This is a genomic window from Arthrobacter sp. 05T420 (assembly GCF_056396305.1).
The window spans coordinates 237,117-248,183 of sequence record NZ_JBFTLG010000002.1; the positions used below are offsets into that span (position 1 = coordinate 237,117).

At 66.5% G+C, this 11,067-nt stretch carries 15 protein-coding genes; 12 read left to right on the top strand and 3 right to left on the bottom strand.

The window, feature by feature from the left end:
- Nucleotides 1–29: 29 nt before the first annotated feature.
- On the bottom strand, nucleotides 30–662 hold the full coding sequence (locus tag AC1DEM_RS03405; RefSeq protein ID WP_476883111.1) for a hypothetical protein: 633 nt from the start codon (nucleotides 660–662) through the stop codon (nucleotides 30–32).
- A gap of 187 nt (nucleotides 663–849) precedes the next feature.
- Here AC1DEM_RS03405 and AC1DEM_RS03410 point away from each other — a divergent pair, with 187 nt between their 5' ends.
- Nucleotides 850–1,227 (top strand): VOC family protein, encoded by a 378-nt coding sequence (locus AC1DEM_RS03410; RefSeq protein WP_476883112.1) that lies wholly within the window; start codon nucleotides 850–852, stop codon nucleotides 1,225–1,227.
- Nucleotides 1,228–1,422: 195 nt separating this feature from the next.
- Here the strand turns inward: AC1DEM_RS03410 and AC1DEM_RS03415 are convergent, their stop codons facing one another.
- Nucleotides 1,423–1,827 carry a DUF5997 family protein gene (locus tag AC1DEM_RS03415; protein WP_476883113.1) on the bottom strand — a complete coding sequence of 135 codons (405 nt, stop codon included), beginning with the start codon at nucleotides 1,825–1,827 and terminating at the stop codon, nucleotides 1,423–1,425.
- A gap of 166 nt (nucleotides 1,828–1,993) precedes the next feature.
- Between AC1DEM_RS03415 and AC1DEM_RS03420 the strand changes: the two genes are divergently transcribed.
- On the top strand, nucleotides 1,994–2,749 hold the full coding sequence (locus tag AC1DEM_RS03420; RefSeq protein WP_476883114.1) for a LysR family substrate-binding domain-containing protein: 756 nt from the start codon (nucleotides 1,994–1,996) through the stop codon (nucleotides 2,747–2,749).
- 24 nt (nucleotides 2,750–2,773) lie between these two features.
- Here the strand turns inward: AC1DEM_RS03420 and AC1DEM_RS03425 are convergent, their stop codons facing one another.
- Nucleotides 2,774–3,109 (bottom strand): hypothetical protein, encoded by a 336-nt coding sequence (locus AC1DEM_RS03425; RefSeq protein WP_476883115.1) that lies wholly within the window; start codon nucleotides 3,107–3,109, stop codon nucleotides 2,774–2,776.
- A 97-nt stretch (nucleotides 3,110–3,206) separates the two neighbouring features.
- Between AC1DEM_RS03425 and AC1DEM_RS03430 the strand changes: the two genes are divergently transcribed.
- From AC1DEM_RS03430 to AC1DEM_RS03475, 10 genes are all read left to right on the top strand, one after another.
- Nucleotides 3,207–3,527, top strand: coding sequence for a DUF6221 family protein (locus tag AC1DEM_RS03430; protein WP_277524979.1), 321 nt, complete (start codon nucleotides 3,207–3,209; stop codon nucleotides 3,525–3,527).
- A gap of 300 nt (nucleotides 3,528–3,827) precedes the next feature.
- A complete protein-coding gene (locus tag AC1DEM_RS03435; protein ID WP_476883116.1) occupies nucleotides 3,828–4,712 on the top strand; it encodes a hypothetical protein in 885 nt (294 codons plus the stop codon).
- Between the two features lie 199 nt (nucleotides 4,713–4,911).
- The gene (locus AC1DEM_RS03440; RefSeq protein ID WP_476883117.1) at nucleotides 4,912–5,460 is read left to right on the top strand and encodes a DUF805 domain-containing protein; all 549 of its coding nucleotides are present in this window, start codon (nucleotides 4,912–4,914) and stop codon (nucleotides 5,458–5,460) included.
- A 275-nt stretch (nucleotides 5,461–5,735) separates the two neighbouring features.
- Nucleotides 5,736–6,038: an urease subunit gamma gene (locus AC1DEM_RS03445; RefSeq protein WP_476883118.1), complete on the top strand. Its 303-nt coding sequence runs from the start codon at nucleotides 5,736–5,738 to the stop codon at nucleotides 6,036–6,038.
- A 9-nt stretch (nucleotides 6,039–6,047) separates the two neighbouring features.
- Nucleotides 6,048–6,398, top strand: a complete 351-nt coding sequence (locus tag AC1DEM_RS03450) for an urease subunit beta (RefSeq protein WP_476883119.1) — start codon at nucleotides 6,048–6,050, stop codon at nucleotides 6,396–6,398.
- Nucleotides 6,395–8,164 (top strand): urease subunit alpha, encoded by a 1,770-nt coding sequence (gene ureC, locus AC1DEM_RS03455; RefSeq protein WP_476883120.1) that lies wholly within the window; start codon nucleotides 6,395–6,397, stop codon nucleotides 8,162–8,164. Before AC1DEM_RS03450 ends, ureC begins: the two co-directional genes overlap by 4 nt.
- A 19-nt stretch (nucleotides 8,165–8,183) precedes the next feature.
- Nucleotides 8,184–8,666 (top strand): urease accessory protein UreE, encoded by a 483-nt coding sequence (ureE, locus tag AC1DEM_RS03460; RefSeq protein ID WP_476883121.1) that lies wholly within the window; start codon nucleotides 8,184–8,186, stop codon nucleotides 8,664–8,666.
- Complete coding sequence (locus tag AC1DEM_RS03465) at nucleotides 8,647–9,369, top strand: urease accessory protein UreF (protein WP_476883122.1); 723 nt, start codon at nucleotides 8,647–8,649, stop codon at nucleotides 9,367–9,369. Before ureE ends, AC1DEM_RS03465 begins: the two co-directional genes overlap by 20 nt.
- A 48-nt stretch (nucleotides 9,370–9,417) precedes the next feature.
- Nucleotides 9,418–10,035: an urease accessory protein UreG gene (gene ureG / locus AC1DEM_RS03470; RefSeq protein ID WP_476883123.1), complete on the top strand. Its 618-nt coding sequence runs from the start codon at nucleotides 9,418–9,420 to the stop codon at nucleotides 10,033–10,035.
- Between the two features lie 173 nt (nucleotides 10,036–10,208).
- Nucleotides 10,209–11,039: an urease accessory protein UreD gene (locus tag AC1DEM_RS03475; RefSeq protein WP_476883124.1), complete on the top strand. Its 831-nt coding sequence runs from the start codon at nucleotides 10,209–10,211 to the stop codon at nucleotides 11,037–11,039.
- Nucleotides 11,040–11,067 lie beyond the last annotated feature (28 nt).

Here is an 11,067-nt window from a genome sequence, read left to right on the forward strand (position 1 = left end):
GAAACTGCTGGGATCAGCAATTCCGCGAATTAGCTGTGCGCGTGGTCCGGACCAGGCAGCCCGGTGTGGCTGACGCCGGCCGCTCGTTCGGCGGCAGCCAGGGCATCTTCCAGCCGTTCCACAGCCGGGGCGTAGGCGGCATCGGTAGAGGCACGATCCGCGGTGCCGCCGAGGCGCTCGGCGGCCTTGATCGCCCGGATCAGCGCCGCCGTTTCCGGCTGCCGGGGGTCGCTCATCGCGGGATAGTCAATCGAAAACCCCGGATCCAGTTCGTACTGCTGCCACCGGGCGAGGGCACGGCGGTGCCGTGCGGCCGCCGCCTCGTTCTTGAGCTGGGTCTCACGGCCGGCACGGCGGGCATCCTGCCTGGCCAGCAGCCGGGGAGCCGCCGCCAGTGCCGCCCCGCCCGCCCCTGCGGCCAGCATCCCGAGGGCCAGGCCGGCCCAGGGCCAGGCGGAGGAGGCAAGGATGATGGCAGGAACAACGACGGCGAGTCCGGCGAAAACGTCCCAAAACGCGCCGTCGGCGCCTTCTGAGAGTCCGTCCTTAATGGCCAGGTGCTTGCGGGCGAAGTAGACCGAGGCGAAAGCCGCTCCGGCAACCAGGATGGCGAGGGCGAGGAACTGCCAGGCCGCGAGGGCACCGGATAGTGAAAGCGTCATTGCACACACCTCCCCGGAACGGTCCCGGGCGGGCGCTGTTCCGCTAGTTCCATTGGAATCCCTGGCGGCGGGGCCGTCAATGCCCCGCCGGCCGAGCTGATGTCGGCCGCCACAATGGGAGCCAAGGCCGGCTGCGAGGGCTGTGCCGCGGTTCCGTCACGGTTCCTCCCGGCGTAGCCTAGGGGCCATGCGACTGAAAATGTGCAGTATCCACGTCAAGGATCCAGCCTCGGCCCATGAGTTCTACACAGGCACGCTGGGCTTCGAAACGCTGATGGCCATGCCGGAGCACAACCTCTTCATCGTCAAGGATCCGGATGGTGCCGGGGGCGCCGGACTGCTGCTGGAACCCAGTGACAACCCGATCGGCGCTTCCTACATGAACGCCCTGCACGACGCCGGGATTCCAGCGATCGTCTTTGGCGTGCCGGATGTGCGCGCCGAATACGACCGGCTGGCGGCCAAGGGAGTGATGTTCCAGGCGGAGCCGTCCGACGGGCCTGGCGGGACCAGTGTGGTGATGGACGACGGCTGCGGTAACTTCGTGCAGCTGCACCAGGACTAGCTGCCGGGCCAACCGCACCCTGGGCGTGGCCTAGTGGCGCAGTTTGTCCTTGTCGGGGTGCTCGTCGCCGATGTGGCCCGGGGGGTGCGGCCAGAACGCGCGCCACGAAGGAGGCATACTCCTCCATATAGTGGCCCAGCAACTTGGCCGTAAATAACTTGGCCGTAAATAGGGTCCGGAAGGCGGCGCGTGCCGCTATTCGGCCTTGGCGCGGGCTTTCTTGGCGTCCTTCTTGGCGGCCTCGTCCTTGACGCGCTGGGCCTCGGCGCGGACGGCGGCGTGGGTGGCGCGCTCGGCGACCAGCCATGCCGGGGGAGCCTGGAGCAGCGCGGTGATTTCCGCCGTCGTCAGCGCTTCCTCAACACCACCGCGGGACAGGCCGCTGATGGAGATGTTGAGCTTCTGCGCCACCACGGGACGCGGGTGCGGACCGTTGCGGCGCAGTTCCGCGAGCCACTCCGGCGGGTTGGCCTGGAGTTCGGCGAAATCGGCGCGGGTGATGACCGAATCCTGGAACTCCTGGGGTGTCGCCGGCAGGTAGATGCCAAGCTTCTTGGCAACGGTGGCCGGCTTCATGGACTGGGAGTTTGCAGAGGTCATAGTTCAAGGGTATCCGGCGGGCCGCCCGCAGGGCGCCAGACCAGTACCAAAACAGCGCCAGACCAGTACCAAAACAGCGCCAGACCAGTACCAAAACAGCACCAAACCAGCTCGGTGCAGCCGTCGGGGCGGACCCCCGCGCCGTTCCGGGAGGTACTGTGAACATGTGTCCGCAGCAGAAGAAGCACCCCAGACCCCCGACGAAACCGCCGTCGACCCAGCCGTTGCCGTTGGGCGCGAGCTGCGCTTCGCGTACGTCGCCGGTGTGACACCCGGAAAATGGATCCGGCGCTGGGAGGAGCGGATGCCGGATGTGCCGCTGCACTCCTTTATGTCCGACGACGGCGGGCAGCTCGCCGTGCTCCGCGACGGTTCCGCGGACCTGAGCTTTGTCCGGCTGCCGGTGGAACGCGAGGGCCTCAGCGTCATCCCGCTCTACGAGGAACAGCCCGTGGTGGTGGCGCCCAAGGGGCACGAGATTTCTTTGTTTGAGGAAGTGAGCCTGACGGACCTGTCTGCGGAGGCCTTCCTCGACGTACAGGAACTCGGCGGCCCGGAGACGGCCCTGCAGGTGGTGGCATCCGGTGCAGGGCTGGTGATCCTGCCGATGTCCGTGGCCCGGCATTTCAACGTCAAGGACACCGTTGCGCGGAAGCTCACGGGTGCGCCCGGCACGGAGATCGCCCTGGCCTGGCCGAGCGATTCGACGGACGAGGTGATCGAGGAATTCATCGGGATTGTCCGCGGACGCACCGCGGCGAGCTCCCGCCAGCCCTCGGCGCAGCAGGAGAAACCCAAACGCGAACCCAAACCGGACCGGCGCGGCACCGGAGCGGCCAAGAAGCCCAAGGTGGCGCAGCGATACGCGCCCAACCCGGACAAGGGCCGCGGCAAGGGTTCCCGGAAAAAAGGGAAGCGCTAAGGCGCAGCCCGCTCCCGGCGTGCGCTACTTGGCGCAGGCGTCCTGAAGAGCCTTAACCGATTCGGCCGGAACCTGGTCGCCGGAGTCGGCGATCTGGCGCAGCGGGGTGGTGATCTCAGCGGGTGCACCCGCGGCTTCCGCACTGGTGACAAGACCGCCCAGCAGCTCCTTGTCCTTGGCGCTGACCAGGCCGTTCTGCACGATGGCGCAGGCCTGCTTCTTCACTTCATTGCCGGCCGCCGTCGCAGCCTGTGACGCCCCGTCGTTCACGGCCTTTTCGGTAGCGTCCTGCACTTGCCCACAGCCGGTAAGTCCGATCAAGAGGGCGGCAGCGGCAAGGGCGGCGAGACGTCGTTTCATCCACCCACCCTAACAAGCGCGGCTTGTGCCGGACTGAGGAAAAAGGGCAAACGCCGGGCCGTAGCCGTGCGGGCACCGGCGCGCATAGGCTCGGTGAGTGGACATCGTCGAGTTCCTGACCGCACGCATTACAGAAGACGAAGCCGCCGCCCTGAAACTGCTCGGCGACCCCACGCTCGCCGTCTCCGGCGAGTGGTATGAACGCCGCCTGCTCCGCGAGTGCGAGGCCAAACGCCAGCTCATTGGCATCATTGAATCCGCCCGCCAGTCCGTGCTGGCCACTTTGGTCAGCGAGGAACCCGCCGACGCCGGATGGGTGCCGGACGTCATTGAATGGACCACGCTGTCCCTGCACACCCTGGCCCTGCCGTACGCGGACCACCCCGAATTCCAGGCCCGCTGGCGGATCACCGGATAGGGGCGCGGGCGCCGTCACCTATGGCGGGCGCCCCCTACACCTACGACAATCGTCCCCCGGCCGCACAACAGGCACGTCCCGACGGTCATTGAGAATCGTAGAATCCGGCGCTGGTTTTCCATCATCGAATGTCTCCCGGCATGTACATTTGTCCTCATCGCCGTGCCGGCTCCGGCGGGGCCTGCATTTGGGGGAAAATTGAAGAACACTTTTGCGCGTCTCGGGGTAACCGCCACGCTTTTGGCAGCATTGCTGGCGTCCGCCGGCGCACCTGCTCAAGCGTCAGAGGGAAGAGCCGGCATGCTCAAGGCAATATCCGTCCAGTCGGAAGTCCTCAGCCAGTTCCCGTATGTGCGTGTCACCGGCAGTCCGGCCGTCGGCCACGTCCTGCGCGCCGTGCTCGGCAACTGGGTCGCCGGCAACTGGGTCGACGGCCCCTGGGCCGCCGGCACCAAAATGACCTACCAGTGGGCCCTCAATGGAGTGCCGATCCCAGGCGCCACCCGCGCCTCATACGTCCCGGTCACCTCTGACCTCAACAAGGGGCTCACCGTCAAAGCCATGGGCACGAAACCTGGCTCACTCTTTCAGTTCTACGTGTCCGACTCGACAAGCCGCGTCTACATTGCATACATCAAGTCAACGGGACCGGTGTTGATCTCCGGCTCACTGACCACCGGGTCCTGGCTTTCTGCCAGCCAGGGCGCCTGGGACGTTCCCGGTGTCACGCTGTTCCGGCACTGGATGCGCAACGGGATCGATATCCCCGGCTGGGATGGTGGCCAGGACAAGTACCGGCTGACCGCAGAAGACCTCGGTGCAAAGATCAGTGTCCGGACCGTTGCCGGGAAGTACAAATACCGGAACAGCGTGCCTGTGGTCTCGGCCGAAACCGGGGTTATCACGAAGGGCCTGATCCTATCCTCCAAGGCACCGGCCATCGCCGGCACCGCCAAGGTCGGCCAGGTCCTGTCGACAACCGCGGGTATCTGGAATCTCCCCGGGCTCACCGTGAAGTATCAGTGGTACGCCAGCGGGGTGGCCGTGCCCGGCGCCACCAGCAAGACGTACACTCCCGCAGTAGCCCAGGCCGGCAAGACGCTGAAGGTCAAGGTGAACGTGTCCAGGAGCGGCTACCTCCCGGCTTCCGTTTTCTCCGCGGTCACGCCGGCCGTCGCCAGGTAGCCGCTCGACGGCGGCGTGACGGCTCCTCCACCGGCTCGAGCAATTCGGGCCGTTGTTGCGGACCGTCAGCTGCACCCGGGGCCTCTTTTTGAGGCCTTGACCTGCGAAAACACTCCACCCGTACCCTGCCGCAGACGACGTATCGCCGGTACCATGGCGCAACCGACGCCCGCTAAATCGTGCATTGAAAGAGAGCGACATGTCAGATCCACATCAGTTCCCGCAGTACACCGGCCAGCAGCAGTGGCCGAGCGAGCAGCCCCGGCAGAGCCCGTACGGCGCGCCGGCCTACCCGGGGACCGCGGCCGGACCGGTCCCGCTCTGGGCACCCCTCTATGGCGCCTCTCTGCCGGCGGCCGTGTCGAGGTTCTTCAAGAAATACGCAACGTTCTCAGGCCGGGCGAGCCGGAGCGAATACTGGTGGTGGACGCTCGTCGCCAGCATCATCTCGCTCGTCTTGAACGTGGTCATGCTTGTCGGCGGCTCCGCCGGCGCAACGCTGCGTCCTGACGGAACGAGCGTCCCGGGCCCAGGTTACGTTGTCGGGCTGGTTCTGGCCGCCATCTGGTTCCTGGCAGTGCTCGTTCCGTCCCTGGCGCTGACGGTCCGGCGCCTCCACGACGCCAATTACAGCGGCTGGATGTACCTTCTGGTTCTGATCCCTTTGGCCGGTCCCATCATCGTGTTCGTCTTCATCCTGATGGGCCCCAAGCCCGAAGGTCAGCGGTTCGACGAGCCGACCCTGTAGGCACTTGGGTCAACGGGCCACCGGTGCAGTACGCTCCGGTGGCCCTTCTGCGTCCCGACGCCGGCGGCTCAGTGCGGATCCAGCAGCCAGGCGGTTAGTTCCTGGGCGTCGTGTCCGGCGCCGGACTTCAGGGGCGGTGCGCGGGGTTGAGCGCCGCCAGCCACGAGAAGCCACAAATGTGACGCAGGAAACCTGCAGGAAATCTCCGCGGCCTACGCTGGTCACACCGTGGCATCCGCGGTCCGCCAGCCGGCCGGTTCTTGAAGGGATTCGTCATGCACCTCTTGCCCCGTGAGCAGGAAAAGCTCATGATCGTGGTCGCGGCGGACCTCGCCCGCCGCCGCCAGGCCCGCGGGCTGAAGCTGAACTTCCCCGAGGCCGTGGCCGTCATCAGCTACGAACTGATGGAGGGCGCCCGGGACGGCCGGACCGTGGCGGAGCTCATGAGTTACGGAACCACCCTGCTTGACCGCGATGACGTGATGGAGGGCGTGCCGGAAATGATCCACGACGTCCAGGTCGAGGCCACCTTCCCGGACGGCACCAAGCTCGTCACCGTTCACGATCCCATCCGCTAAGGGGCTTCCATGATTCCTGGAGAATACGTGCTCAGCGCCACGCCGCTGGTGATCAACGCTGGCCGCGAGGCGGTGACCGTCGCGGTGACCAACACCGGTGACCGCCCCGTCCAGGTGGGCTCGCACTATCACTTTGCCGAAGCCAATCCGGCGCTGCAATTTGACCGGGCGGCCGCCTACGGCCGCCGGCTGGACATCCCGGCCGGCACGGCCGCGCGGTTCGAACCCGGGGACAGCAGGACTGTCCGGCTGATCGAGCTCGCGGGCAGCCGGGAAGTGTACGGCCTCAGCAACGCCGTCAACGGCACACTCCGCAACCCCGGACTCCATGTTTCCCAAGGGGAAGGTGACGCACAGTGAGTTTCGAGCTATCGCGCAGGCAGTATGCGGACCTCTACGGCCCGACGACGGGCGACGCGATCCGCCTGGCCGACACGGATCTGTTTCTTGAGATCGAGAAGGACCTTACCGTTTACGGCGAGGAAGTGGTGTTCGGCGGCGGCAAGGTGATCCGCGACGGCATGGGCCAGAACGGCCAGCTGACCCGGGACGGTTCTGGCGGTTTTGGTTCCGGCGGCGGAGTCCCGGACACCGTGATCACCAACGTCGTGGTGCTGGACTACACCGGCATCTACAAGGCCGACGTCGCGCTCCGCGACGGCCATATCGTCCGGATCGGCAAGGCCGGCAACCCGCAGATCACCGACGGTGTGGACATCGTGATCGGCGCGAGCACCGAGATCATTGCGGGCGAGCGGAAAATCCTGACCGCCGGCGGCATCGACTCCCACATCCACTTCATCTCCCCGGACCAGGTGCCCGCAGCCCTGTGCAGCGGCGTGACCACGATGGTCGGCGGCGGCACCGGTCCCGCCGAGGGCACCAAAGCCACCACGGTCACGCCCGGAAAATGGCACATCCACCGAATGCTGCAGGCCGCCGAAGGGCTCCCCATCAACATCGGACTGTTCGGCAAGGGCCACGCGTCCGCGGTCGAACCCCTCGCCGAGCAAATCCGCGCCGGCGCGATCGGGCTGAAAGTCCATGAGGACTGGGGCTCCACCACGTCCTCGATCGACACGTCGCTGCAGGCCGCGGACCAATACGACGTCCAGGTGGCCATCCACACCGACACCCTGAACGAGTGCGGCTTCGTGGAGGACACCATCCGGGCCATCGACGGCCGCGTGATCCACACCTTCCACACCGAAGGGGCCGGGGGCGGCCACGCCCCGGACATCATCAAGATCGCCGGGCTGCCCAACGTCCTGCCGGCCTCCACCAACCCCACCCTGCCGCACACGCGCAACACCATCGAAGAGCACCTGGACATGCTCATGGTCTGCCACCACCTGAACCCCGACATCCCGGAGGACGTGGCATTCGCGGACTCCCGCATCCGTGCCGAGACCATCGCCGCCGAGGACGTCCTGCAGGACCTGGGAATCTTCGCGATCACGTCCTCCGACTCCCAGGCCATGGGCCGGGTGGGCGAGGTGGTCATCCGCACCTGGCAGGTGGCGGACAAGATGAAGAAACAGCGCGGCGTCCTCAAAGACCCTGACGGGGGCAGCCACGGCGCCGCGTCCGGTCTCGGGGCGGAAAGCGACAACTTCCGGCTCAAACGCTACGTGGCGAAATACACCATCAACCCCGCCATCGCGCAGGGCATGGCCGACTCCATCGGCTCCGTGGAGGTCGGCAAGTTCGCCGACCTGGTGCTCTGGGACCCCGCGTTCTTCGGAGTGAAGCCGGACCTTGTGCTCAAGGGCGGCCAGATCGCCTACGCCCTCATGGGTGACGCCAACGCCTCCATTCCCACCCCGCAGCCGCGCACCATGCGGCCGATGTTCGCCGCCTACGGCAAGGCCCTGCAGCAGTCCTCCATCACCTTCCTCTCCCAGGCCGCCATCGACGCCGGGGTCCCGGCCGAGATCGGACTGGAGAAGGTCATCCGACCGGTGTCCGGCATCAGGAACCTCACCAAGGCGGACCTCAAGTACAACGGCGCCACCCCGGACATCGAGGTGGACCCGGAAACGTATCAGGTGAGGGTCGACGGCGAGGACGTCACATGCGAACCGTCGGACGTCCTGCCCATGGCGCAGCGCTACTTCCTTTTCTAGGCTTCCAGAGGAGACCACCATGATCATCGAAAAGGTCCTCGGCAACACCCACGACCTCCCTCCCGGTCCGGACCCGTACTTGGGGCTGCACCGGGAAAAGGTGGTGCTGCCCAGCGCCCAGCTGGTCAAACGCATCCAGCGCGTCACCACCGATCACGGGAAGGAACTGGGCATCCGCCTCCCCGCCGGTTCCGGGGACCTGCGCGACGGCGACATCCTGCACGTGGCCGACACCAACATGATCGTAGTGTCGGTGCTGCCCACCGATGTCCTGGTGATCGCCCCGCGCTCCATCCACGAAATGGGGGTGGTGGCCCACTCCCTGGGCAACCGGCACCTGCAGGCCCAGTTCTTCGACGCTTCCTCGGAGTATGGGGCGGAGGTGATGGTCTGCCAGTACGACCACACCGTGGAGGACTATCTCAAACACGTCGGAGCGCCCTACGACCGCCAGACGCGCGTGATGCCCGTCCCCTTCCGCCATGCCGAGCACTCGCACTAGATCGGCGCCAGAAGCGCCAGCGGGTGAAGGGGGCCGTGCCCGCTACCAGCTCGCGTTGCAGCAGCTGACGGATTCCGCGCTGCCTACCGGGGCGTTTGCGCACTCGCTGGGGTTTGAAACGTACATTGAGCGCGGGCTGGTGCATGACGAGGAGTCGTTCGGGGTGTGGCTGGCGGCCTTCATTTCACAGCAGCTGACATACTCCGACGCCCTGGCCATCCGGTTCCTCTATGAGGACGTTCCGGTTGCCGAACTGGATGCGTTGCTGACCGCCCAGCTCCTGCCCCGGCAGCTGCGCGAGGCCAGCGTCAAGATGGGGACCCGGCTGCTGGAGATCGGGGCCGAGATTTTTCCGTCCCCAGGACTGGCCGAGTACCAAGATCTCGTGAGGTGCGGCCGTGCCGCCGGGCACCAACCGCTGGCGTTCGCCGTCGTCGCCCGCTCCCTGGCTGTCCCGCTGGGCGAGGCCCTCGCCGCTTACCTGTTCGCCGCCGTGACGTCGTTGACGCAGAACGCCGTACGGGCAATTCCGCTGGGACAGAACGCCGGCCAGCGGCTCCTGCGGAAGGCGGCCGACGACGTCGCTGCCGCAGTTGAGCGGGCCGGCCACCTCACGGCCGTCGACTTTGGCGCCGTCAGCCCCGGACTCGAAATTTCGCAGATGCGGCACGAACGCCAGCGCGCCCGCATGTTCATGAGCTAACCGAGCCGTCCAAGAAAGGCTGTACGAGAAATATGTCTGGAGAAGAATATGTCTGAGCCCATCAAGATCGGCATCGGCGGCCCGGTGGGCGCCGGAAAGACCCAGCTCGTGGAGCGGCTCACCCGCCACATGAGCCGGGACATCTCCATGGCGGCCATCACCAACGACATCTACACGATCGAGGACGCCAAGATCCTCGCCGCCAACGGCATCCTCCCGCTGGACCGGATCATCGGCGTCGAAACCGGCGGCTGCCCGCATACCGCCATCCGAGAGGACACCTCCATGAACACGGCAGCCATCGAGGAGTTGAAGAAGCGGCACCCCGATTTGCAGGTGATCTTCGTGGAGTCGGGCGGCGATAACCTCTCCGCCACCTTCAGCCCCGAGCTGGTGGACTTCTCCATCTACATCATCGACGTCGCCCAGGGCGAGAAGATCCCGCGCAAGGCCGGCCAGGGCATGATCAAGGCCGACCTCTTCATCATCAACAAGACCGACCTCGCGCCGCACGTGGGCGCGGACCTCGCCGTCATGGAAAGGGACTCACGCGAATTCCGGGGCGAGAAGCCGTTCTGCTTCACGAACCTCAAGACCGACGAAGGGCTGGAGCGCGTCATCGAATGGGTGCGGCGGGACGTCCTGATGCTCGACCTGGCGTCATGACGACGGTTGTGCCGGCTCCGGCGGCTTCGCCGGATTTGGGGCCGTGCCCGTCCCCGGCCGCTCCCAACTCTCGCAAGCTCGAGTCTGGGCCCTCGCGGCGGGGGGCCCCCCGCGAGGCCCGCCACGCCGCGGCCCCAAAATCCGGCCTCGCCGCCTCAGCGGTCAAGTCACCGATGGGGGAGCTCGAACTCGTCGTCACTAATCGTGCAGGACGTTCTGTTGCCACGCATCAGTTCCATCGGGGGGCTTTGAGGGTTTTGCGGCCGCATTACTTGGATGGCAGCGGGCAGGTTTGTTATGTGCTCGTCAATCCGGGCGGGGCGTATTTGGGGGCAGATCTGTATGTGATTGACGTGGAGGTGGCCGATGGGGCGAAGCTGCTGCTCGCCACGCAGTCGGCCACCAAGATCTACCGGACTCCGGGATCCTTTGCCGAGCAGCGGATGAGGCTGCGGCTGGGGGAGGGGGCGCGGCTGGAGCTCGCCCCGGACCAAGTGATCGCCTACCGGGAGGCCAGCTACCGGCAGAATACCCACGTCACGGTGCGGCCGTCCTCGAGCCTGATCATGGCCGAAATCATCACCCCCGGCTGGTCGCCGGACGGGGCCTCGTTCCGGTACGAGGAGCTGCGGCTGCGGACCGAGATCCGGGTCGAGTCCGGGGGAGCGGGCGGGCTGCTGGCCCTGGACAACGTGCTCATCCGCCCGTCCCTGGGCGATGTCACCGGCATGGCGTTCATGGAGGGCTTCAGCCATCTGGGGTCGCTGATCGTGGTGGACCCGCGGGTGAACCAGGCCCTTGCCGACGAGCTCCACGAGATCACGGCCGGGTATGGCGCCCGCACCGGCATCTCGCTCACCGCCGCCGTGCTGGGAACGACCGGGCTGGTGCTGAGATCGCTCTCGAACAGCACGGAGGAACTCCGGCGCGTCCTGGGAGCCGCCACTGCCCTACTGCGCAAGCGCTGGTACGGCCAGGATCCGCTGGATCTACGGAAGTACTGATGGCCGGGACCCGGCAGAGGGCCGCGCT

Excerpts from the sequence above, each read along its gene's own strand:
- AC1DEM_RS03405 (WP_476883111.1), bottom strand. The coding sequence starts at position 662 with ATGACGCTTTCACTATCCGGTGCCCTCGCGGCCTGGCAGTTCCTCGCC.
- ureE (WP_476883121.1), top strand. The coding sequence starts at position 8,184 with ATGATCATCGAAAAGGTCCTCGGCAACACCCACGACCTCCCTCCCGGT.
- AC1DEM_RS03450 (WP_476883119.1), top strand. The coding sequence starts at position 6,048 with ATGATTCCTGGAGAATACGTGCTCAGCGCCACGCCGCTGGTGATCAAC.
- AC1DEM_RS03410 (WP_476883112.1), top strand. The coding sequence starts at position 850 with ATGCGACTGAAAATGTGCAGTATCCACGTCAAGGATCCAGCCTCGGCC.
- AC1DEM_RS03465 (WP_476883122.1), top strand. The coding sequence starts at position 8,647 with ATGCCGAGCACTCGCACTAGATCGGCGCCAGAAGCGCCAGCGGGTGAA.
- AC1DEM_RS03475 (WP_476883124.1), top strand. The coding sequence starts at position 10,209 with ATGGGGGAGCTCGAACTCGTCGTCACTAATCGTGCAGGACGTTCTGTT.
- AC1DEM_RS03415 (WP_476883113.1), bottom strand. The coding sequence starts at position 1,827 with ATGACCTCTGCAAACTCCCAGTCCATGAAGCCGGCCACCGTTGCCAAG.
- AC1DEM_RS03445 (WP_476883118.1), top strand. The coding sequence starts at position 5,736 with ATGCACCTCTTGCCCCGTGAGCAGGAAAAGCTCATGATCGTGGTCGCG.
- AC1DEM_RS03435 (WP_476883116.1), top strand. The coding sequence starts at position 3,828 with ATGCTCAAGGCAATATCCGTCCAGTCGGAAGTCCTCAGCCAGTTCCCG.
- AC1DEM_RS03440 (WP_476883117.1), top strand. The coding sequence starts at position 4,912 with ATGTCAGATCCACATCAGTTCCCGCAGTACACCGGCCAGCAGCAGTGG.
- ureG (WP_476883123.1), top strand. The coding sequence starts at position 9,418 with ATGTCTGAGCCCATCAAGATCGGCATCGGCGGCCCGGTGGGCGCCGGA.
- AC1DEM_RS03425 (WP_476883115.1), bottom strand. The coding sequence starts at position 3,109 with ATGAAACGACGTCTCGCCGCCCTTGCCGCTGCCGCCCTCTTGATCGGA.